Annotated in this window: 20 protein-coding genes and 1 pseudogene; 18 read left to right on the top strand and 3 right to left on the bottom strand. The window is 56.8% G+C overall.

What is annotated here, in order from left to right:
* Positions 1-65 precede the first annotated feature (65 nt).
* On the top strand, positions 66-851 hold the full coding sequence (locus NKH60_RS30370) for a DUF1499 domain-containing protein (RefSeq protein WP_352874469.1): 786 nt from the start codon (positions 66-68) through the stop codon (positions 849-851).
* 13 nt (positions 852-864) lie between these two features.
* Here NKH60_RS30370 and NKH60_RS30365 read toward each other — a convergent pair whose 3' ends face one another.
* Complete coding sequence (locus NKH60_RS30365) at positions 865-1773, bottom strand: MBL fold metallo-hydrolase (protein WP_352874468.1); 909 nt, start codon at positions 1771-1773, stop codon at positions 865-867.
* 114 nt (positions 1774-1887) lie between these two features.
* Between NKH60_RS30365 and NKH60_RS30360 the strand changes: the two genes are divergently transcribed.
* From NKH60_RS30360 to NKH60_RS30280, 17 genes are all read left to right on the top strand, one after another.
* Entirely contained in the window at positions 1888-2478 is a 591-nt protein-coding gene (locus NKH60_RS30360) for a biotin transporter BioY (protein ID WP_352874467.1), read from the top strand.
* 400 nt (positions 2479-2878) lie between these two features.
* On the top strand, positions 2879-3442 hold the full coding sequence (nusG, locus tag NKH60_RS30355) for a transcription termination/antitermination protein NusG (protein WP_352874466.1): 564 nt from the start codon (positions 2879-2881) through the stop codon (positions 3440-3442).
* Between the two features lie 150 nt (positions 3443-3592).
* Positions 3593-4912, top strand: coding sequence for a UDP-glucose dehydrogenase family protein (locus NKH60_RS30350; protein WP_352874465.1), 1320 nt, complete (start codon positions 3593-3595; stop codon positions 4910-4912).
* Positions 4913-4952: 40 nt separating this feature from the next.
* On the top strand, positions 4953-6230 hold the full coding sequence (locus tag NKH60_RS30345; RefSeq protein WP_352874463.1) for a sugar transferase: 1278 nt from the start codon (positions 4953-4955) through the stop codon (positions 6228-6230).
* Positions 6231-6388: 158 nt separating this feature from the next.
* Positions 6389-7483 (top strand): GDP-mannose 4,6-dehydratase, encoded by a 1095-nt coding sequence (gmd, locus tag NKH60_RS30340; protein WP_352874462.1) that lies wholly within the window; start codon positions 6389-6391, stop codon positions 7481-7483.
* A gap of 21 nt (positions 7484-7504) precedes the next feature.
* Positions 7505-8299 (top strand): glycosyltransferase family 2 protein, encoded by a 795-nt coding sequence (locus NKH60_RS30335; protein ID WP_352874461.1) that lies wholly within the window; start codon positions 7505-7507, stop codon positions 8297-8299.
* The gene (locus NKH60_RS30330) at positions 8299-9495 is read left to right on the top strand and encodes a glycosyltransferase (protein ID WP_352874460.1); all 1197 of its coding nucleotides are present in this window, start codon (positions 8299-8301) and stop codon (positions 9493-9495) included. The genes NKH60_RS30335 and NKH60_RS30330 overlap by 1 nt, the downstream gene beginning before the upstream one ends.
* Positions 9482-11005: a lipopolysaccharide biosynthesis protein gene (locus NKH60_RS30325; protein ID WP_352874458.1), complete on the top strand. Its 1524-nt coding sequence runs from the start codon at positions 9482-9484 to the stop codon at positions 11003-11005. The genes NKH60_RS30330 and NKH60_RS30325 overlap by 14 nt, the downstream gene beginning before the upstream one ends.
* Before the next feature lie 2 nt (positions 11006-11007).
* Positions 11008-11694 carry a class I SAM-dependent methyltransferase gene (locus tag NKH60_RS30320; RefSeq protein WP_352874457.1) on the top strand — a complete coding sequence of 229 codons (687 nt, stop codon included), beginning with the start codon at positions 11008-11010 and terminating at the stop codon, positions 11692-11694.
* A gap of 274 nt (positions 11695-11968) precedes the next feature.
* Positions 11969-12637 (top strand): hypothetical protein, encoded by a 669-nt coding sequence (locus NKH60_RS30315; RefSeq protein WP_352874456.1) that lies wholly within the window; start codon positions 11969-11971, stop codon positions 12635-12637.
* Positions 12638-12674: 37 nt separating this feature from the next.
* Complete coding sequence (locus NKH60_RS30310) at positions 12675-13856, top strand: glycosyltransferase family 4 protein (protein WP_352874455.1); 1182 nt, start codon at positions 12675-12677, stop codon at positions 13854-13856.
* Between the two features lie 57 nt (positions 13857-13913).
* Positions 13914-14981 (top strand): glycosyltransferase family 4 protein, encoded by a 1068-nt coding sequence (locus NKH60_RS30305; RefSeq protein ID WP_352874454.1) that lies wholly within the window; start codon positions 13914-13916, stop codon positions 14979-14981.
* An 80-nt stretch (positions 14982-15061) separates the two neighbouring features.
* Entirely contained in the window at positions 15062-16330 is a 1269-nt protein-coding gene (locus NKH60_RS30300) for an oligosaccharide repeat unit polymerase (protein WP_352874452.1), read from the top strand.
* A gap of 35 nt (positions 16331-16365) precedes the next feature.
* Positions 16366-17583, top strand: coding sequence for a glycosyltransferase family 4 protein (locus tag NKH60_RS30295; protein WP_352874451.1), 1218 nt, complete (start codon positions 16366-16368; stop codon positions 17581-17583).
* Entirely contained in the window at positions 17580-18134 is a 555-nt protein-coding gene (locus NKH60_RS30290) for an acyltransferase (RefSeq protein WP_352874450.1), read from the top strand. Before NKH60_RS30295 ends, NKH60_RS30290 begins: the two co-directional genes overlap by 4 nt.
* 963 nt (positions 18135-19097) lie before the next feature.
* Entirely contained in the window at positions 19098-19511 is a 414-nt protein-coding gene (locus tag NKH60_RS30285; RefSeq protein ID WP_352874449.1) for a putative colanic acid biosynthesis acetyltransferase, read from the top strand.
* Between the two features lie 136 nt (positions 19512-19647).
* Positions 19648-21870, top strand: a complete 2223-nt coding sequence (locus tag NKH60_RS30280; protein WP_352874448.1) for a hypothetical protein — start codon at positions 19648-19650, stop codon at positions 21868-21870.
* Here NKH60_RS30280 and NKH60_RS30275 read toward each other — a convergent pair.
* Both NKH60_RS30275 and NKH60_RS30270 read right to left on the bottom strand, forming a co-directional pair.
* Entirely contained in the window at positions 21770-22162 is a 393-nt protein-coding gene (locus tag NKH60_RS30275; RefSeq protein WP_352874447.1) for a transposase, read from the bottom strand. The genes NKH60_RS30280 and NKH60_RS30275 overlap by 101 nt on opposite strands.
* 70 nt (positions 22163-22232) lie before the next feature.
* A pseudogene (locus NKH60_RS30270) lies at positions 22233-22449 on the bottom strand (hypothetical protein); the annotation flags it as partial.

Genomic DNA, 22449 nt, shown 5'->3' with positions numbered 1-22449 from the left:
TTCGCCTTCAAGCCGGCGCTGAAAGGCACTATGCCTTTGTTCGGGTTGGGGCAGCGCGGAAAGCAATGACGGTAATCCCCGGGCGACAGACATCGAAGGCTGCCGGTTGGTCGCGGCGCGCCGGTGCTTTTTCGGCGATCCTGCTGCTGACGGCACTCATCGGCCACCGATATGATCTCGTCGAGACGTCGGCATTCCTGTGGGTGCTCGCCATTGTCGCCTTGCTGGCCGCGTTTGCGCTTCTGTTCGCCGGGTTTGCCTTTGCGCGATTGTGGAATTTCGGTGATCGCGGCGGCCATGACCTGACCGTCGGCGCCTTGCTGGCGGTTCTGGTGCTCATCCCTTACGGCGTCGCGGCCTATTGGGTGGCCACCTATCCGCCGCTGCGCGACATCTCGACGGATCTGGACGACCCACCGGTGCTCGATATTTCTACCCGGACAAAGGATATGAACGAGCTTTTGCCGCCGACACCCGGCGAGCAGCGCCTGCAAATCGAAGCTTATCCGCTTGTTACCGCACGCAGCTACACCTTGCCTTTCGATCGCGTTCTGGAGGCGGTCAAAACGGTGCTCGATCGGCGCGGCTGGCAGCTCACGGCTCCGTTTCCAGATGCAGCAGGGCAAAGCGACGTGACGGTCGATGCACTGGCCAAGAGCTTGCTGCTTGGTCTTCCCGCCGATGTCGCCATCCGCGTGACCGACGACGGCGATGCGGTCATCGTCGATATGCGCTCGGCCTCGCGTTACGGCCGCTACGACCTTGGCGACAATGCAGCGCGCATCACCGATTTCCTTGCCGAGCTCGACCAGGAAGTCGCCGGCCAGGTGGGCGTGGCTCCGGCGGAATGATACCCGAAGGGTACTACCTTGCCGGCGAATAGATGCCGTCGATAGCCGGCGCGCCATCGGTGTGGACCAGGCCGCGCGCCACCAGGTCTTCCAGATGGGCAAGCACCGACAGGCGGGCCGCTTCATGCAGGCGCGGGTCGGTGTCTCGATAGATCGCGTCCACTATGTCCTTGATCGTCCGGTCACCGCCGTTGATCCGCTCCAGAATCGCCCGTTCGCGCATCTTGCGATGCGTTTTCAACTCGCGCATGAAGCTTCGCGGCTCGGTCACCGGCCCACCATGACCGGGCAGCAGCAGCCGGTCGTCACGTTCGATCAGCCGATCGAGCGATGTCATGTACTCGGCCATAGCGCCATCCGGCGGTGCGACGATCGTGGTTGCCCACGCCATGACGTGATCGGCCGAGAAAAGGATGCCGGTTCCCTCCAGCGCGAAGGCCGCGTGATTGGCGGTATGGCCGGGCGTCAGCACCGTCCGGATCGCCCAGCCATCGCCGTCGATCACCATATCATCCGGCAGCGCGACGTCTGGAACGAACTCGATGTCGGCGCTGGCATCGAGCGGATTGACCTCGCCGGTGCGCAACGGCCGCGCCGGGCGATGCCGGCCCTCCGCCAGAACCACCGCACCCGTATGCTGCTTCAGCCGCGCTGCCAGCGGCGAATGGTCGCGATGCGTGTGGCTGACGAAGATATGGCTGACCGGCCTGGTCCCGATCGCTTCGAGCAGTGTTCTAAGATGTGCCTCGTCATCCGGTCCGGGATCGATCACCGCCAGCGTCTCGCGACCGACGATATAACTGTTGGTTCCGTGAAAGGTGAACGGGCTTGGGTTCGGGGCCGTGACGCGTTGAATACCAGGCGCAACGATCACGTCCTTGCCATAGGACGGTTCGAAGCGTGTGTCGAATTTCAGCGCCATGCGAACGTCGCGACCTTTTTTGGGGCGAGGGCAAAACCGATTGCCGCATAGCACGGAAGCCAATATAGGAAAACGCAAGGCCGCGTTCGGCGGCAATCCGGAACGGGGAAGACCATGGCAATTGCAACGACGATGCGTCCGCTCATTTCTCTCGCTTTGCCCGAAAAAGGCACGGCCCGGCTGACAGGACAGCTTTTGCTGGCGATCGCCGGAACGCTGCTGCTGATCTTGTCGGCCAAGACCAAGGTCATACTCGGACCGGTCGATATCTCGATGCAGACGCTCGCCGTCTTGCTGATCGCTGCCGCCTTCGGCATGCGCCTCGGCGTCGCCACGCTGCTTCTCTACATGGCCGAGGGCGCGTTGGGCCTGCCGGTCTTCCAGAGCACGCCCGAAAAGGGCATCGGCATCGCTTACATGCTCGGTTCGACCGGCGGCTATCTTGCCGGCTTCGTCGTCATGGCGGCGATCGTCGGCTGGGCTGCCGACCGTGGCTGGGATCGCCATCCTATCAAGCTCTTCAATGCCATGCTGGTGGCCGAGATCGTCATGATGGCAATGGGCTTTGCCTGGCTGGCGCTGTTGATCGGCCCGGAAAAGTCGTGGCAGTTCGGGGTGGTGCCCTTTATCGTCGGTGATCTGATCAAGGTTGCGCTGGCCGCGAGCCTGGTGCCGGCTGTCTGGTCGCTGTTGAAGCGTTCGTGAAGCCGGTCGAGCGGTGATAACCTGTTCTGCGCGACAGTGATTTTTCGCCGTAGTTGTGTGGCCGTGCAGGATCTTTGTCGCTGGCGGCAGACTTGTGCGCGACGCCATCCGTCACATTAGCTTCAAGTCGACGGACTAAGTACCAGAACCAACGGGCGATTCGTCACGACCAGCGTAACCAAGCACCTAATATGGAAATAAATTGCTCGACATAGCATCTCAGCCAGCTGAAAAAGAAAGCGGCTCGGTGATTATTTAGGCACAGCTAAATTTCTGGACAATGTGTAGGAAATTCTTAACCCAACGGCCTTGACTTTAGTGGCTTGGTTGCTTGCTGGTATCCACACACTGTCGTAACCGTTGACCTGAGATCATGCCGCCGACCGCCGAAGGAAGACACGTGAGTAGCGCGGAAAAAACAACGAGCAAGGCAACAGCCTTGTCGCCTGAGCCGACCGCCGCGCCGGCAACCCGCTGGTATGCGGCCAGCGTCTTTCCGGGGAAGGAGCATGTCGCAGAGCGGCATCTCCGGATCCAGGGATTCGAGCCCTTTGTGCCTCGCTGCGAGAAAACCGTGCGTCATGCTCGGCGGCTCGAAACACGGTCCGCAGCTTATTTCCCGGGCTATATGTTCATCGCCCTTGACCTCGGACTGCAACGTTGGCGCTCGGTCAATGGAACATTCGGTGTGCGTTCCCTCGTTACGCAAGGCGACCGGCCTTTGCCGGTCCCCTCGGGTTTGGTCGAGCGTTTCATTGCATTGACCGGTGAGGACGGGCTGCTTGATTTCAGTGGAGGCCTCGCAGCCGGTGCCTCGGTCCGAATCCTTTCGGGCCCTCTCGCGAAAACGATCGGTCGCCTTGACCGGCTCGATCCAGCCGGAAGAGCCCGGGTTCTGGTGGCCATCATGAATGGCGAAATCCCTGTCGACTTGGATGCCAGGGATCTCGTAGCAATCGCGTAGCCGCAAACATCAAGGCGGCGTCGTGATGTAAATTGTTATAGGATGCGCTCTCGGGTTTTCACCCGGGAGTGCGGTAGCCGTCGTTCGGTGGGAAATAGGCGCTGTCTGGCGAGATCGTCTCATCGGCGCTCATTATTGAGGGTACGCGGTATGCGAATAACAATGATTGGTGCCGGCTATGTAGGGCTCGTCTCGGGCGCCTGTTTCGCCGACTTTGGCCATCAGGTCTGCTGCATCGATCGTGATGCGGAAAAGCTTGCCATGCTCAAACTCGGCAAGATACCGATCTATGAGCCGGGGCTCGACGACCTCGTCACCACCAACACCGCGCAGGGCCGCCTGCGTTTCGACGACAATCTGGCCGATGCCGTTTCTCAATCGGATGTCGTCTTCATAGCCGTCGGCACGCCGTCACGGCGTGGCGATGGGCACGCCGATCTGTCCTTCGTTTACGACGCGGCCGCCGAAGTTGGCCGCGCGCTCAAAGGGTTTACGGTCGTGGTGACGAAATCGACCGTCCCTGTCGGTACCGGCGATGAGGTGGAACGAATCATTCGCGAGCAAAATCCCACCGCTGATTTTGCGGTGGTCTCCAATCCGGAGTTTCTTCGCGAAGGATCGGCGATCGAGGACTTCAAGCGGCCCGACCGCATTATTGTCGGGACCGATGCCGAAAGTGCCAAAGCGGTCATGGGCGAGATCTACCGGCCGCTCTCGCTGAATGCCGCACCGATATTCTATACGAGCCGACGTACGGCGGAGCTCACCAAATATGCCGGCAACGCGTTTCTGGCCATGAAGATCACCTTCATCAACGAAATTGCCGATCTCTGCGAGCGGCTGGGGGCCGATGTGCAGGACGTCGCGCGCGGCATCGGCATGGACAACCGCATCGGTGCAAAGTTTCTTCATGCTGGACCGGGCTATGGCGGCTCCTGTTTCCCGAAAGATACGCTGGCACTGGTCAAGACCGCGCAGGACGCGGCAAGCCCGGTGCGGCTGATTGAAACGACGGTCTCGATAAACGACCAGCGCAAGCGGGCGATGGCGCGCAAGGTGGTCGAGGCCTGCGGCGGCTCGGTTCGTGGCAAGATCATCGGTATCCTCGGCCTTACGTTCAAGCCGAACACCGACGATATGCGCGATGCCCCGTCATTGGCCATCATTCAGGCGCTCAAGGACGCCGGCGCTTCGATCAAGGCCTATGATCCGGTCGGCATGGAGCAGGCGCGCAAGATGATCGAGGGCATTGCGTTCGGGGATAGCGCCTACGCGGTAGCCGACGGCTCGCATGCGATCGTCATCGTCACCGAGTGGAACGCGTTTCGGTCGTTGGATCTGAAGCGGCTCCGTGCACTCATGGCGACGCCGGTGATGGTTGATCTGCGAAACGTCTACCGCGGCGAGGACGTCGTTAGGGAAGGCATAGCCTATTCGAGCGTCGGCCGAGAGCGGCATCCTGTCCAGTGAACGTCCAGGTTTTCATGGGGCCCGATTCGCGGTATTCAAAGTGATCGCCACCACCATCCAACTGCCCAATAGAAGGCATCTCCTGCTCCGGATGCGCTTTCAGCTGCTTGGCGGATTGACATTCGCCATCCTGCTGCCGGCGTTGCTACGCCTGTCGGTTGATCAACAAGTGATCTGGCAATCGAACATGCAGGTTACGATCTTTGCGGCATGCATCGCCCACACGACAGGCTATCTGTTTTATAAGCGCATCGGCAATTTCCCAGGCGTTGCAGCGGCTGGCTACATCCTGCCAACCTTCGCCCTGGCCTACGGCCTCGTGTTCGCGACGATCTTCTTTTTCAGATTCGACTACAGCCGGTTCCAGGCGGCAGCCAGCTTTATTCAGTCGACATTGTGGTATTTTGGCTTGAGCCTGGCGACGCGTAGGCTGGATGTATACCGGCTGGCAATAATTCCCGGCGGAGACGTCGACAGGCTGGAGAGTGTACCAGGTGTGAGCTGGCACAGGATTCATTCGACCAGCACGGTTATCGAGCACGCGAGCGGAGTGGTGGCCGATCTTCGAGCCGACCTTTCGGATGAGTGGGAGCGGTATATCGCCGATCGCGCTCTCTCGGGAACGCCGGTCTACCATGTCAAGCAAATCAGCGAATCGCTCACTGGCAGGGTAGAAATCGAGCATCTGTCTGAAAACACCCTAGGCTCTCTGAATCCAAACCAGGCCTACCTCAAGATAAAGCAGGCGATAGACTGGGCATCTGCCTTGTTTGTGCTTGTTGCTTTCTCACCGTTGCTGTTGTTCGTGGCGATCGCCGTAAAGATTGATTCGCCCGGACCGGCACTATTTAGACAGAAGCGAATGGGCTACAGAGGGCATCCCTACGAGGTCTACAAGTTTCGAACGATGAAGCTCAGCGACACGGCTGTCGACGAGAAGGAAGCGGCCATCACGAAAGCCGGCGACGAACGCATCACCCGTTTGGGGCAGTTCTTGAGAAAATCCAGGATCGACGAGTTGCCGCAGGCCTTCAACATCTTGCGAGGCGAGATGAGCTGGATCGGACCGCGGCCGGAAGCACTCGTGCTCTCGAATTGGTATGAGGCGGAGCTGCCGTTCTATCGATACCGGCACATCGTTCGGCCTGGCATCACCGGATGGGCGCAAGTCAACCAGGGCCATGTTGCGGCCGTGGACGACGTCTTGGAAAAGCTTCACTACGACTTCTACTATATCAAGAATTTCTCCCCTTGGCTCGACGTGCTTATCGTGTTTCGTACCATCCGAACCATGCTGACGGGATATGGTGCGCGTTGACAAGGCGACAAAGATCGCTAGTCGAGTAGCCAAGCCGCCGCTTACGAGCTTCGCAGGGTGGGGTAACCCCAGCTTTCTTAAAATGGGTATTTTGGAATGTCTAAAGTTACGCTGATCAGCGTTGAAAATACCGTCGTATCGACCTCGGAGAAAGCACAATGACTAGGAAGACCGCGCTCATTACCGGCATCACCGGCCAGGACGGCGCCTATCTGGCCGAACTTCTCTTGGCAAAGGGCTATGATGTCCACGGCATCAAGCGGCGGTCGTCGTCGTTCAATACGGGTCGCATCGATAATCTCTATCAGGATCCGCATGAAAAGAACGTAAGACTGTCGCTGCACTATGGCGACATGACCGATGCCACCAACCTCATCCGCATCGTCCAGGAAGTGCAGCCAGACGAGATTTATAATCTCGCCGCACAATCGCATGTCCAGGTGAGCTTCGAGACCGCGGAATATACGGCGAACGCGGACGCGATCGGTACATTGCGCCTGCTCGAAGCCATCCGGCTGCTTGGCCTGACAAAAAAGACGCGTTTCTATCAGGCATCGACTTCCGAGCTCTATGGCAAGGTGCAGGAGATCCCGCAACGGGAGACGACGCCTTTCTATCCTCGGTCACCGTATGCGGCGGCAAAGATCTATGCCTACTGGATCACCGTGAATTACCGCGAAGCTTACGACATCCATGCTTCGAACGGCATACTGTTCAACCATGAGAGCCCGATGCGCGGCGAGACATTCGTTACCCGCAAGATCACGCGCGCGGCCGCTGCAATCAGCCTCGGCCTTCAGGACAAGCTCTATCTCGGCAATTTGTCGGCTGAACGGGATTGGGGACATGCCCGCGACTATGTCGAGGGCATGTGGAGAATTCTTCACCATGAAGTGCCCGGCGATTATGTCCTTGCAACCGGGGTGAAGAACTCGGTCCGCCGCTTTGTCGAGCTTGCGTTCAACGAAGTCGGGACCGAAATCCAGTGGGTTGGTTCCGGAATCGAAGAAAAAGGCATCGACGCGAAATCCGGTGCGGTTCTAGTCGAAGTGGATCCGCGCTATTTCAGACCGACCGAGGTTGAGCTTCTGATCGGCGATGCCTCGAAAGCGGAGCGCGTTCTCGGGTGGAAGGCAACAACGTCGCTGGCGACAATGATCCAGGAAATGGTCCAGTCCGACCTCGAGGCGGTAAAGCGGGAATCCGAACACCGGCGCCTTGACGAGGATAGCGTTCGCGTTGCGGCCCAGTAAGCAGCGTCGGACCGGATTGACATGAAGGTCTCGGTTCTGACGGTCTGCCGGAACTCGGCCGCGACCATCAAGCATACGATCGACAGCTTCTTTGCCCAGAACCATGCAGAAAAAGAACTGGTGGTGGTCGATGGCGGATCGTCAGACGAGACGCTGGCAATAGTCAGGTCCTACCCACAGGACGAGATTCGGCTGATCAGCGAACCCGACAGCGGAATGTATGATGCGCTCAACAAGGCGCTGCGCCTCTATACCGGTGACGCGGTGGGCGTGCTGAATTCAGATGATTGCTTTCATGACCTCACGGCCCTTGGACGCATCTCGGAAGGGCTCGAACAGGCTGATATAGTGCATGGCGACCTGGATTTTGTCGAAGACCATGTGAGCAAGCGGGTCGTGCGCCGGTGGCGTGCTGCTCCCAAGCCGGCCAAAGGTTTTCGCACCGGTTGGATGCCGGCCCATCCGACGTTCTACGTCAGGCGGAAAGTGGCGGAAGCGGTCGGCACGTTCGACCTCAGCCTCAAGGTGGCATCGGATTACGATTGGATGCTGAGAGCGGTCGAACTGCACGGCTTCAGCAACGCGCTGGTTGAACACACAATTGTGGACATGATGCAGGGTGGCGCGAGCACCGGTGGTATAAGGTCCCGCATCCGGCACAATCTCGAAGCACTAGATTCGCGACGCAAATGGCTGAGCTCCGGAACGCTTGACTTCGCGTTTTTCGCGAAGCCGCTCCGCAAAGCTGGGCAGGTTCTATTTTTGAAGAACAATTCACAAGAAGCGGCTGGCAGGTGGTGGGCCGACACGGAATGATGAACATCGGTATCATAACTTCCAGCATCTCCCGCCGAGCTGGCGGTCTCTTCGAATCGGTCCGCGCCAGCGCACTCGGCCTTCATCGGCTCGGCCATCGAGTCACTGTGTACGGCTTGGAGGACGAACATTCGGCTGCCGATTTTGCAGCCTGGGCGCCGGTGTCCGTTGTTGCTTTTCCTCGCGTCGGCCCAGCAGCACTAGGGTATTCGCCTGGAATGTCGCATGCCGTCCGCAAATCCAATCATGATCTGCTGCATCTGCACGGTCTCTGGACGTTTCCCTCGATTGTCTGCCTTCGCTGGGGCGCAAGTTCGGGGCGGCCAGTCGTCATCTCGCCCCGAGGTATGCTGGACCCCTGGGCGCTGCGCAATAGCTCGCGGCGCAAGCAAATCGCTCGCCTGCTTTTTGAAGATAGGAATCTGCGCCGTGCCGCCTGTCTTCACGCCCTTGCGGCTGCGGAAGCCCAGGCGATGCGGCAGGTCGGCCTGAGAAAGCCGATTGCGATCATGCCGAACGGAGTGGACATTCCAGTACTCAAAGGAGACGGACCTATCCATCAATGGCCAGGTCTCGACCAGCGCAAAGTATTGCTGTTCTTGGGGCGGATTCATCCCAAGAAGGGGGTGCAGGAGACCATTGAGGCTTGGGCGAAGCTGAAGGTCCACTCCCCGCTCACCGCGCAGAAGTGGCGGCTTGTGATTGCGGGATGGGACGATGGAGGCCATCTGCCGGCCTTGCGCCATCTCGTGGTCAGGCTGTCTTTGGAGAAGGACGTCGAATTTCATGGGCCACACTACGGCGCCGCCAAGGGTCGGTTGCTCTCGCAGTCAAGCGCATTCATTCTGGCCTCGCACTCGGAAGGTCTTCCGATGGGGGTGCTAGAGGCGTGCGCTCACGAGTTGCCTGTCTTCATCACTAGAGCCTGCAACCTCCCCGAGGCCTTTGACCACCGGGCTGCCATTGAGATAACCCCTGATCCGGTTGAACTTGCTGCCTGCCTTGGGCAGTTTCTGGCCAGTGCCGATATTTCCGACTATGGCCGAAACGGAAGGAGGTTGGTGGAACGGTCATTTTCTTGGGAAGGCGTTGCACGCAAGCATGCCGATCTTTACGCTTGGCTCCTCGGTGACGCTGAGCGTCCCCAGTGGGTCGATCTCGGTGTACCGGAGTCACAGAGCGATGAGTGCTGCTGAAGGAGCCCGCAACGCGCAGCTCCAAGACATAGATATGACCCAAGGTTTGGGGCGGAGGACCGCCTACGGCGGGATTCTTGCTCTGGCCTCGCAACTAACTCGCATTGGAATTTCCTTGGTGAGCATCGGGGTTATGGCGCGCGTGCTGCAACCGTCGGATTTCGGACTGGTTGCCATTGCTACGACGATCACCGCCTTCGCGATGCTGCTGCAGGACATGGGATTGTCGGCTGCCGTGGTTCAGCCGGAGAACGTCGAGGACGAGACCTTGAGCGTGCTTTGGATCGTCGGCAATATCTTCGCGCTTTTTTTGTTCTTGCTGATAGCAGTCAGTTCGCCGATGGTTTCGATGTTGTTCGCCGACAAAAGGATTGCAAACCTCCTTCTACTCACGTCGTTGACGTTGCCGCTGACGGCGATTGGGTTTTTGCATCGCGCTCTCCTGCAGCGGTGGATGCGATGGACCTCTCTTCAGGGTATCAGCCTCCTATCGACTCTCGCGAGCGCTGTGGTCGCAATCACTCTCGTACTTACAACGGACATCGGCTACTGGGCACTCGCTGTGCAGTCGTTGCTAGCTGCGGGGCTTCAGTCGATGATGTACTGGTTCACCTCGGCCTGGCGGCCGAAGCTCACCACGCGCTGGCGCTCCGGGCTGCCGTCCCTTCGGTTCGGACTCTTTCTTACGGTATTCAGTGTCATTAACTACGCCCATAGATACGCCGACAACCTGCTTATTGGTTGGCGTTTCGGAACTGTCGAATTGGGCTACTATTCACGGGCATACGCGATCATGTCGATGCCTTTACAGCTGGTAAACGGACCGGCCGGAACTGCGATCATCGCATCTTTGAGTAGGCTGCAGTCGCGAGAAGCCGAATGGCGACAGCTTTATATGGATGCGCTGCTAATATTGACGTTTATAACTGCTCCTTTGGCCTCATTTCTCATATTTGCTGCGCCAGAACTAATAACGATCGTCTTGGGTCCCAATTTCACCAAATCCATTCCCATATTCATGGCGTTGTCGATCGGAATGTTCGCGCAGCCAGTCATGAGCTCGACAGGCTGGCTGTGGATATCAACGGGCAACACTAAGGATATGGCAATTTGGGCGGCCTTTTCAGTGCCGTTGCTGATCTGCTCGATGGGGATCGGGCTTCTTTGGGGTGCGTCCGGTGTTGCATTGGCTTATTCTGCAACCTTTACGCTGCTTACGCCCCTTTGCACGGTGTTTTCTGCTAGGCGCCTACCCATAAGCACTTACGAGGTCTATCATGCGATTTCGTGGCCCATTCTGGGAGCGCTTGTCTCTTTAGCGGTCTGCTCTCAGGTTGAACTGCCTTTTCCGGAGCTTACAATCCTAGCGCTTGTTTCTAAAGGTGCGCTGTACAGCCTCAGCTTTGTACTAGCCACAACCGCAGCAAGCGTGTTTTATCCCGTTCAACGTCGTAGACTTACGCGATCGATCAGGGTTTTCTTTGGTCGGCCGCTGCAGAAAGGTGATTAAGAGTGTCTGCCTCGATAAAAACTATAGCGAAAAACTGGATGCCGTCCCTGGTTGGTTTCATTTATAGGGCTGGCCTAAATGAAGTTAGCAAACGCCGCTATCGCGATCGGCCTAAGCGTTTCTTAGAAATCGGCCCTGGCCCGAAGCGTATAGAAGGATTCGAGTCGCTCAACGTGGTATGGTGGCCTAACGTCGACTATGTGGCCGACGCATCTACGAAACTCCCCTTTCCTGATAATACTTTTGATCTTGTTTATGGAAGTCATGTGCTCGAACACATCCCTTGGTATAAGACTGAGAGTGTTCTTGCTGAATGGCGGCGTATTTTGAAGCCCGGGGGACGTTTGGAGATATGGGTTCCCAACGGTCTCGAGATCTGTCGCGCTTTCGTGATGGCAGAAGAGCAAAAGCCGAACGATATCGAGAAGGATGGCTGGTATCGCTTCAACGAAGAACGTGATCCGGCCAAATGGGCGGCTGGAAGGATATTTTCCTATGGCGACGGGCGCGGAACCCCTGGTCATCATAACTGGCACCTAGCGCTCTTCTCCGAGCGGTATCTCATCGAGGTTTTTGAGCGCGTGGGGTTCGCAGACTGCGGTCGGCTATCAGCCGAAGAGGTGCGTGGTTACGATCACGGCTGGATCAATATGGGTATTGGCGGAACGAAATCCAATGCAGTTTCGTAGCTTCCATGATCTCAACCAGCTTCTTCATAGGGAAATATACCGTCTTGACCAGTCGAACTTCGATATAATTCTTGGCATACCGCGGAGCGGAATGTATCCATCCTTAGTACTTTCGGCACTGCTCAACAAACCTGTCGCAGATCTCGACGGTTTTCTCGGAGGGCACGTCATGGGTCACGGGGACAGCCGACCATTGCCCAATTGGTCCCCCTCCGTCCGAGACTACAAGACTGCACTCGTTATTGATGACAGTGTTCACTTGGGGACCGCGGCCGTGAAAGCGCGAAAGAAGCTGGAGACCGGGGCCCCACACATCCAAGCGCGCTTTCTCGCCGTCTATGGTTCAAAAGGGTGGTCGAAGTATGTCGATATGGTGTTAGAGGAATGTGCGTTTCCAAGAGCCTTCGAATGGAACCTGCTGCACTCATGGATAATGCAGAAGTCGCTTCTGGACATGGATGGCGTACTTTGTGCCGACCCGACTAAGGAGGAAAACGATGACGGCCGAAACTATCGTCTGTTTATTAAGAATGCTCGACGCCTAGCTCTGCCGAGCGTTTCCGTGAGGGCTGTCGTCACGAGCCGGTTGGAACGCTATCGCAGCGAGACGGAGGAATGGCTCGTGGCGCGCGGAGTATCGTTCGAAAAGCTGATCATGCTGGATGTCCCCTCTGCGACCGAGCGCAGAAAGCTGAACCTCCATTCTAGCTTTAAGGCCGACGTTTACCGCCGCGACCCTGGTGCCATGCTCTTCATCGAAAGTGATCCTCAGCAGGCGGCGGAAATCGCTGGGCAATCTGGCAAAGCGGTGCTGGACTACCAGAACAAGGTTATCGCGTCTCCAGACGCTTACAGGTTGGCCACACAATACCGCCAATCGATCAACGGGATCAGGACTCTGGGGCAGAAAATTTCATATCGTCTCCGAAGGGGCGCGCGATAGTGTAAGGCTGATCTCCAGATCTGTGCAGGAAAATTGAATGCAAAGCGCTGACCGAATTCGCGGCCTCAGGATAGGTCTATTTGTGTCTGAATGGGGCGGCCGGTTCGGAGGAAACATCAGTGTCGGGATTTTAGCAGACATACTTTCCAAAGCGGGTGCAAGCGTTACCGTCTTAACCCAGGCTAAGTACACTCCGGCCGAGGACGCCGAAGGTGGCATCGAGGTGTTGAACTTAGAAAATAGTTCTCGTGGAAAAGGATTTGTCCAACTCTGGCGAAGAACTCTCAAGCTGTTGGCCAGCCAAGATTTTTTGATCGTGGTCGGCGAAAGGCCGCGCCTCGTCTTCCTGCTTGCGCAGCTTTGGCGGCCGCTGGTCTTCGTTAGGCTGGACACAATTTTGACCTGCCCCGCAGGAACACGCTTCCTCCCAAACTCGTCGACCATATGCCACCGAAGGGTGGGGCTCTCCTGCCTAGCAGTGAACAGGAAACAGGGCTGCTTGCGCGACAGTTCGGAGTATCGCCAAGTTTTAAAGGTAATGAATCGTCGCCTGGACATGGCGCTGATTCGCTGCTTCAAAAATTTTGCCGCGAATAGTTCAGCTTGCCTCAAGAGGCACTGTCGCGGCGGAGAAGTCTTTTATCCGCCTTGCCCGAACCCGCAACTAAGATATCGGCTTCCTCCGTCGCGTGACATCATCTTTGTTGGGCGAGTTTCAGCGAGCAAGGGCGTTCTGGACGCGATCCGTATCTTCAAACGCTCAAAGGCTGCGCAAGTTCTCCATATTGTTGGCGATGGCCCGGAACTTGCGACCGCAGAACGATTTGCTGCAAGTCAGGGGGTCCTTGATCGCGTAGTTTTTCATGGCTGGATATCGGTGCAGGATCGTGACAAACTTCTCGATAAATGTGCGGCAACGCTCATGTGCAGCAAGTGGGACGAAGCGTTCGGGCGAATCGGGCCCGAAAGCTTTGCACTTGGCACTCCCGTTGTCGCCTACGATGTGGGGGGGGTAAGCGAATGGTGCCGGTCGCCGGCCGGGACGCTGGTCAGCTGCGGTGACATCGAAGGTGCCGCTCAGGCAGTCGATCGCCTTCTGCTAAACGAGGCAGAATGGTCGGCTGCGTCGGAGGCATCTTACAAAACCTCGGAGCGGTTTTCCAAGCGGATTTATGGCGAGAGATGGCTGAAATATATAGAAAAAATTCTGAATAAGTGATTGAGATGGACTGTTGCTGGACCTCAGCTTGCCTCGAACGAAATTGATTAGAGTCAGATGAAAATTCTAGTCTATTCTCATGTGTTTCCGCCAAGCGTTGGTGGGACAGAAGAAGTTGTCCGACTTTTGGTCGAAGAGTTTTGCCGCGCCGGCCACGAGATAGTCGTGGCAACCCGCACACTTGGCGAAGGCATTGCGAGAGAACCTTATCGCGTCGTGCGCCGGCCGACTTTCATCGATCTTCTCCGATTGGGCCGCGAAAGCGAGGTTGCCGTGTTGATTGGCGTAAGTCTCCGCGCCGCCCCGGCGCTGCTGTTGTTACGGCGACCATTCGTGATATCGCACCACGTCTATCTTGAGCGATGGCCTCCTCAAAGGGTCCATCACTCGTTGCCTTCTTTGATAGCGCTGAAGCTGAAGCGATGGATTTCGTCCCGAGCGCAAAACGTCTATACCAGCCGCGGGTTTATGCGTGCCGATCAAGGCAGCGGGATCGTGATCAGAAACCCTTTTGATATTAAGCTTTTCAGGCCGGCACTAGAGAAAGACAGAGACATCGTTTTCGTCGGCCGCATGATACCCGAAAAGGGCTGCTCAGACTTGGTCGACGCGTTGAAAATCCTAAAGGCACAAAAAATAGAGCCAACCGTCACGCTTATCGGCGACGGGCCCGAACGCGAGTCTCTGGAACAGCGGGTCAAGAGCGCTGGTCTGCAGGACACCGTAACTTTTACCGGCGTGCTTACCGGGGAATTGCTAGCCCGGATGGTGGCACGGCACAGGATCTCGGTGGTTCCTTCTCGCTGGCCAGAGCCTTTCGGTATCGTTGCGCTCGAGGCAATCGCCAGCGGCTGCGTAGTGGTAGGCACGGACGGGGGGGGGCTGCCAGAGGCGATCGGTCCCTGCGGTATGATCGTCCGGCCAAATGAGCCCTCAGCAATCGCCGCTGCCATGAAGATGCTATTGAATGACAGGCGCGAGTACGACCGTTACAGTCGGGCCGGCAGTCGCTTCACTGCGTATCATGCGCCCTATCTGGTGGCACAAGATTACCTCACGGTCCTTGGCAGAATTGCACGAGGACCCAGCGAGGCAAGGCCAATGGAGAGCAACTCAATATGCTAAGCGCTTTCTCAGCGGTGATGTTGATTTGTACCGTCGCCATGTGCCTATGGATTTTTTTTACCCAGTCGGGCGGAGTCCAGATGATCCGGCTTCCGTTTCTTTTGTCGAGCGTTTATATTGCTTATGTATTTCCCAAGCTGACCGGCCTGCTTTTGTCCGATTCTCGGCTGGCGGAAGTCTACCGCTACGCGCAAACTTCGGATCGCGTGACCGCAATGGTGGGCCTGTGCTATTTCGCATGCCTCGCCGGCTACTACTATGTGCGACCCGGCGGGCGGTTCCCCTCCGTTCCGCTTGATATTCCTCTCTTGCGCTACAGGAGGATTCGCAACATCTCGGTATTCCTCGTGATCATTTCCTATATTGGGGTCATCGGTCTCGCACAGGAGGCGGGTGGCCTGTCTCAGTTCTTCCTGGATATGGACGGCTATACCTTGGATTGGCGCGGAAGCGAGGTATACTACCTTTTTATATCTAGATTCATATACGTGCCAATCCTCTTATTGTTTATACTGTATTGGCACAAGAAAAGTAACTCTATATTATGTCTTTTGATTTTTGCTTCGATGTACCCGTTGGCTAACATTTTCCTACTATTTAGGCGCTCAGAGATTCTTCAATTCGGGTTTATAACTGGGTTCGTCCTGCTAATGTACTACAAAATTCGGCCAAGCCGATTGTACGTAATCTCGGTCGTATTTGTAATGATGGCGGCGGTGGTTCTCTTTCCCGAGATCCGGACGTCGAAGTTTCGTGGCGAAGCTCTAGAGGAAGGCTTCGTCGGGCATCGCTTTAGCCAGTTCATTAATTTTGAAGATAATAACGAGATGGCAGCGGCTGCTTACCTCGTACATCGGACTAGCCAGACAGGCCAGCTTGAGTATGGAGCGATTTTCGTCAACGCCTTGGTCAATCAATTCGTACCGGCTGGACTGGTTGGCAACGATTTGAAGCAATCCTTGCACGTCGGAGGCGCTGACGCCGACGATTTCTATTTTAGTGAATGGAACCGTAGCCGATATTTCTATCTTGCTCCGATGGGCTTCGCCCAGGCATATGTCCAGTTTGGCTATCTCGGCTGCCTAATATTTGCGGCGCTTGGGACCTTCGTAGGCAAACTCGAACATTGGCGCCTTCGATCCTTTAGTGGTGAGATGATGTATGTTCTGATGCTAGGCCCGATCGTACTTGCGGTCTCAAATGACATTCAAGCGCCGGTGGTCCGATTTGCCACCTATTGCGCGTTGTTCGGTTTTCTTGCCCTCAGTGGCTACTTGACTTCTCTCAAACGCACGCGCGAAGGGATGCTTTTTTATAGTCCCGCCTACCTTTCGAGGTTTTCCAGGTGAGTGTTGAGCACAAAGCAGACCGTTGTGCCGGTGCCGTGAAGCTGGTGGAAGGCCACCCGTCGGACCACGGTTTCAGGGTCGCTGTGTTGCAGATTACGGCTCGCCGGGATTACGAGATTGCTCGCTCTCTATATCGTTACGGGGCCTTGGCCGGTATGGCAACAGACCTTTATCTACCAAATTGGGCACGTCCATTCGGCAAAGGGCGTCTCGGCCGCTACGCTATTTCCGAGCTTCCGCCCGAGAAAGTGTACGGCGCACCATTGGTGGGGCTGCTTTACCGGGCGGCCATGTGGATTATGGGACCGTTTTCGGCCGCCCCTCATATCTGGGCAACGAAGGCGCTGACGGGCGCGACTATCGCACGATTGAAGCGAGCAAAGCCTAACGTCGTATTTGGACTTGACACCGGCGCGCTCGAGCTGTTCCGTTCCTTCGACACCGTCAGTCCGAGACCCAAGCTTGTACTTGAGCAGTGCGTGGCGCCTCGCGCAAGTCAATACCGGATGCTTGAGAGGCTCTCCGATGCAATGCCTTCCGAGATGGTGCGGAAGCGGAAAGCGAATGTATTGAAATTAAAGGTACGCGAGGAGGAGGAGTGGCGCCTGGCTGACCTCGTCATTTCGCCTTCCGACTACGTGACGGAAGAGCTCGTAAAGGCTGGCTGCCCTGCTGCCAAGATACACTTCGTACCGTATGGATATACGCCAAAGACGCCTGCAAGAAAGCGCGACTACGCCCTCCGCACGATGCCTCTAAGAGTGCTGTTCGTCGGGGCCATCGACTATCGCAAGGGCGTTCACGATTTGGCAGTTGTCGCCGAAAGGCTCGGCGACCGAGTTAAGGTGGAGGCCCTGGGCAAAATAGTGGTGGACAAGAAAACTGCGGCGAGACTCGGAAAATCAATCAGGCTGATGGGCCCTCAGTCGTTTGGCGTAGTGCAGTCGGCATATCAGAACGCCGATGTGCTGATCCTTCCCTCCTATCTCGAAGGCTCAGCAATGGTAGTGTATGAGGCGATGAGCTTCGGTTTACCTTGTCTGGTCACGAGGCAAACGGGGGCGATTGTCACTGACGCTGTCGACGGTTTCGTCGTTGAGGCCGGCGATATCGACGCCATTCAAGGCATCTTCGAGCAGATACTCGCAGATCCCGGCAAGCTGCAGGACGTTTCCGAGCGGTCGGTGGAAGCTGCCGGCCGCGTTTCGGCGGAACTTTATGGTGACAGGCTAATTAGGGCCATTGCCTCATGACCCTGGAGAAGGTGTTCCGAGCGCTCGATCATCTCTTCTATAAGGCGCGCCTCGCCTACTACAATTTGACGCTGTTTGGCTGGTATAAAACCGCGCCCTGGTCGACAACAATTTATGGTCGGATAAATCGTTTACATGTGCCGATCAGGATCAGCCTTGGCAAGAACTGCCGGCTCGGCAACGATCTCTATCTCGCGACTGCCAGGGCCGCCGAAATCGTCATAGCTGATGATGTAAACATTAACTTAGGCTGCGTACTCGTGGCGGTTGAGCGAATTGCGATTGGCGCTCGCACCTCTATCGCTGAGTATGTGTCCATTCGAGACCAGGCGCATCGCTTCGAAACGGGACTCGGCACGCGCGGACTCGGTTTTAAGTCGGCACCCATCCAAATTGGTGAAAACGTTTGGATCGGACGTGGGGCGTTTATTGGTCCAGGAACGACCATAGGAGCAAATTCCATTGTCGGCGCGAATAGCGTAGTTCACGGCACTTTTCCTCCCAACGTATTAATTGCAGGCGTACCTGCGACGGTCAGGAAGCAGCTCTAGGCGTCAAATGCGCTCTCGAAAGATTGTCTCGATCCTCCTCCTTTTACTCGCGCCCTTTACCCCATGGGCCATTCGTCGATGGGCGTATCGCCGTTGGCTTGGGTATGATTTGCATCCCTCCTCCCGTATCGGAATCGCCTTGGTCGCTGTAACACAGTGCGTCATGGACGAGGGCAGCAGCATCGGCCATTTTACTATCATTCGCAACCTAGATCGGCTTGAGATCGCCAGAGGAACCAAACTTGGAACCTTCAACTGGATATTCGGCTCAGAGAGCAACAACCGGACACACTTCCGGAATAGTCCCAGCCGAGTTTCTGCTCTAATCATGAAAGAAGGAAGTTCGCTGACGTCGCGTCACATTATAGATTGCACAGACCGTGTGTCCATTGGCCGGTTCACGACTATTGCCGGGTTCCGCTCTCAGGTCCTCACGCACTCGATTGATACCGCGGCTAACGCTCAGGCATGCGGCCCGGTGAACATCGGCGACTATTGCTTAGTCGGAAGTGGCTCGATAATTCTCAAGGGAGCCGACATGCCGAATGGCACTGTACTAGCAGCCGGCTCGGTATTCAGAGGCGCTCCCAAAAAGGAATTCCAGCTAATGTCCGGTGTCCCGGCGATTGCAGTTAAGGCACTTGATCCTCAGTCCGGGTATTTTATGCGCACGACGGGCCCAGTGGGTTGATGCAGCACGAACCGTCTCCTGCCTTGGCTAGCTCGGAAAAGGATTTTGGGACCCTGCCGTGTCGCCTTCCATTGGAGGAACGCCCGCCACCAGGTTTTGCCAACAAGATCGGTCGAATACTTTGGGGCATCATCTACGTTCTGTTATTCAGGCCGTCGCCGAGGACTTGCCACGGCTGGCGTCGGTTTCTGCTCCGCTGCTTTGGTGCTGTGATCGGCAAGGGAGCAATGCCGTATCGTCAGGCAGTAGTTTGGGCACCGTGGAATCTCACCATGGGCGATCGCAGCGTTATGGGTGACGGCGTGGATTGCTACTGCGTAGCACCAATCCGTATCGACGAAGGGGCAATTGTCAGTCAGCGTGCCTACCTTTGCTCGGCCAGCCACGATTATAACAAGCGGTCCTTTCCTCTGGTCACAGCGCCGATTCATATCGGCAGAGGTGCATGGGTTGCCGCCGAGGCATTTGTTGGCCCAGGAATCACAGTGGAAGAGGGAGCGGTAGTCGCGGCTCGCTCCGTGGTGACTAAGAACGTCATGCCGTGGGAAGTTGTTGCAGGAAATCCTGCAAAACCGATAGGGATGCGCAATGTGACCAGCGAGAGTGCGAGCGCCGCGACTGAGGGTCCTGAGAGTGACGTACGTTTCCGAATTGTCCAACCTGGTGAGTCCTTTGACGAGCACTAACAGACTTAGCAACAAACTCGGCACAGGCTGGGTCGAGACCTCAAGCCAGACCTGAAATGCAGAGCTCATTGGGCACTCTAGGCGCTCTCAAGCTCTCAAGAAATCGCTCGCAGGGAACAGGCGACGGGAGAGTTGAATGCGTTCCATTAGCAGACGCTCCGTTCTCGCCGGCATGACCGCATTTTCGACCATGAGGTCTGTGAAGGCGGACGAGCCGCATGCTCCGAAGCATCTGGACTCGATAGCATCACCCTCACCCCGTTTGGACACCCCGGTCTTTGATACAGCCATCAGTATATTGGCGACTTCAATTCCAAGTCACGTCAACCTTCTTCGTGTCAAGGGCTATGCGTCGGCAGGGGATGGGGGAGCAGCGCTGTATAAGAAGGTTGCTTTTGAGCCATCTTGCGGAGGCAACTTGCAGTCCGCTGATGGGGGATGGTGGGAGATTGAAGAAGAGATTGCAAGACCAGAAATGTTCGGCTTCATGGGCACTACAATTGCGGCAGCCGCAGTTGATGAGACGACCGCGGCGACGGCGATGGGCAACTGGGGGAGGAGAAGGGGCAGCCTTCATCTGCGGCTGGCGCCAGGAAAGAAATACTCCTACACCAATCCTTACTTTCTAACCGGCATCCGCGACAGCCTGATCATCGATGGGCATGATGCGGCGTTCCAGAACATCAGAGCAACCGTGACTGGAGTTTCTGGTAACGCTGCGAACTTTCAATGCCTCGTCTTTCCGTCAATCTTCTACAATGGTGGGCAGAACGTGTGGGAGGCTCTCTCCCCGCAGCTAGAATATGGACCGCTAGTTCATACAGTCCCGGCGGGCAGCACGACTATCACTCTTCTCCCTGGTGGGAGCAACGCGGATTTCATTGTGGGCAAGAGGGCCCTGATCTACGGCTATGCCATGCAGGTTGCTGGGTTTCCCATCACCACGCTCTTCTTCGAGTATGTGACGATCACAGGGATTGATGGCCTTAACTTGACTATCGCGGAGCCTCTTCGATTCAGCTACTACTCCGATTTTCCCGTCATTGTTTCCAGCGGCACGTATCTCGGTCCGCCGCGCATTCTTTCGTGCAGTCGAGGCAGCAACAATTTCGAAGAAACCGCTTCAATGGAGTTCAACGGCCTTCGTTTCATGGCGGATTCCGGCTGGTCGGAGCGTGATGGCGGTACGATTAACCGCAACGGGCGGCCATGGATAGGAAGCTATAAGAAGGCCGTTCTTAATCACTGCACTGGCGAGGGCGGCCTATACGTCATGCAAGGGCAGCATTTCACAGATAACGGTAGCAACTTCGCCGGCGAGACGGAGGTGGACAAGTTCATTGAACTTGCGCAGTTCGAGGGTGTCGACTACGCGGCATTCTCCCAGGGGACCGGCTGCCGCCAGCTCGTATTCTCAGACAACAGCATAATTCGCAAAATGAACTCCATTGACGCGCTTGAGACGGTAGAAATACGCGATTCAGTCATTGCCGGTTATACGAGAGCGAACAAGCAAATCCTGAGCGGGACGTTCGGCACGCCGACCACCAAAATCAAGAACAGCCGCATCAAATCCCACAACTCCCTCCTGGCGTACCGTTTTTCCGATCCGAAAGTGGCGGCTTTCGATCAGGCGAGCCCTACAAGACTCTACATGCGCACGTCGCTATTCATAAGGAGCAATCTGGTCCGCGTGATGCGCCCCAACTCCATCCTTTACAATGCCGGTGGCGAAGCCGTGTTCCGTTGCACTGCTCCGGCTAGGGAAGACTCCGATCGGACGTTTTTCGACGGAGTGATGTTGTGCGGCTCTTACATGAATGGAGACACACTCTATTGCCCGACATTCCCGGACGTCGAGGCGCTGGGCAATGAACTGTTGGGCTGTGATGATGTAACTTGGGTGCCTGCCGCCACCTCCACGTCGAACGTGCTGCCACTGTTTGCGAAGCGGCGGGATAAGTACGCTAATGAGGGCAAGTGGGTTTTGAGCAGTAATCTCAGGCCAGAGATTTCTACGACCGCAATCAGGATGGCGCTGGGTTATCTTGTTAAAGCGACCAAACTCACGATTGACGTGACGCGCCCCTACACCGGCGCAACCGCCACCGCTTTGCTCGAGGTGCGCCTACCCGACGGGGCCGTACTCGCGTGCGTCGACTTGAAGACCAGCGGCCGGCGCGTGATGGTCGCCTTTGGGGAGGCTAGGGCCATTAGCACGCACGATGCGTTAAACGAGCTCAGTTCTGATCCGTTGTTCATCCTTCAGATCCGGACGTCCGCAGCTGTCGCTTATGGGTCGAGCAGCGACGCGGCAGTCTGGAGCGTCGTCCTGCAAGGAATGCAGATCCTGGAGTAGAGTAAGCATGAAGCTCACCGGATCTGCGCGACATGACATTCTCATTGACGAACTCCTGCGCATCATAGGCCTTGTCGGCGCGCGTGATCGCCTTGCTCCGCCAGCCGAACAGCTGGGCCGGCGCCATCCCCGCTTGTCTGGCAATGGCCGATACATTCGCGCCCGGCTTCAGTGTCGCCTCGATCAGCCGCGACTTCGCTTCCGCCGACCAGCGCCGGCGCGGACGCTGCGGGCTTGCCTCCAGTCGGTTGGCAACCGCTTCAAGAACATGGAAACTTCTATCATCAGGCATAGGCGCAGACATAGAAATTGACACTGCAAGCTCCTCGGCTCCTTGCTTCAGTGTCAGTATGTCTCGCTCATCACCTCAAGCGGCGCCAGATGGGGTCAGCTTGGCGCTTACAGCCGATCGCTACGGTGAGGAAGAGTTCGCCCCTCCGCGCCTTCTGCTTCATCGCTTCGGTCGAGCGTTGCCGAAAGCCCGAGAGTTCCGTCGTACGCATCCGGTGAAGACCGCAGACGTGCGCATCCGGCAGCCAGGAGAACCTGAGCACCGGAGTGCTGGGGTCAAGCTTTCTT

The sequence above is a fragment of the Mesorhizobium sp. M1006 genome, from assembly GCF_040318825.1.
Lineage (GTDB): Bacteria > Pseudomonadota > Alphaproteobacteria > Rhizobiales > Rhizobiaceae > Mesorhizobium.
Note: the sequence above shows the minus strand (reverse complement) of the source record. Positions and strands in the feature narration are given on the sequence as shown.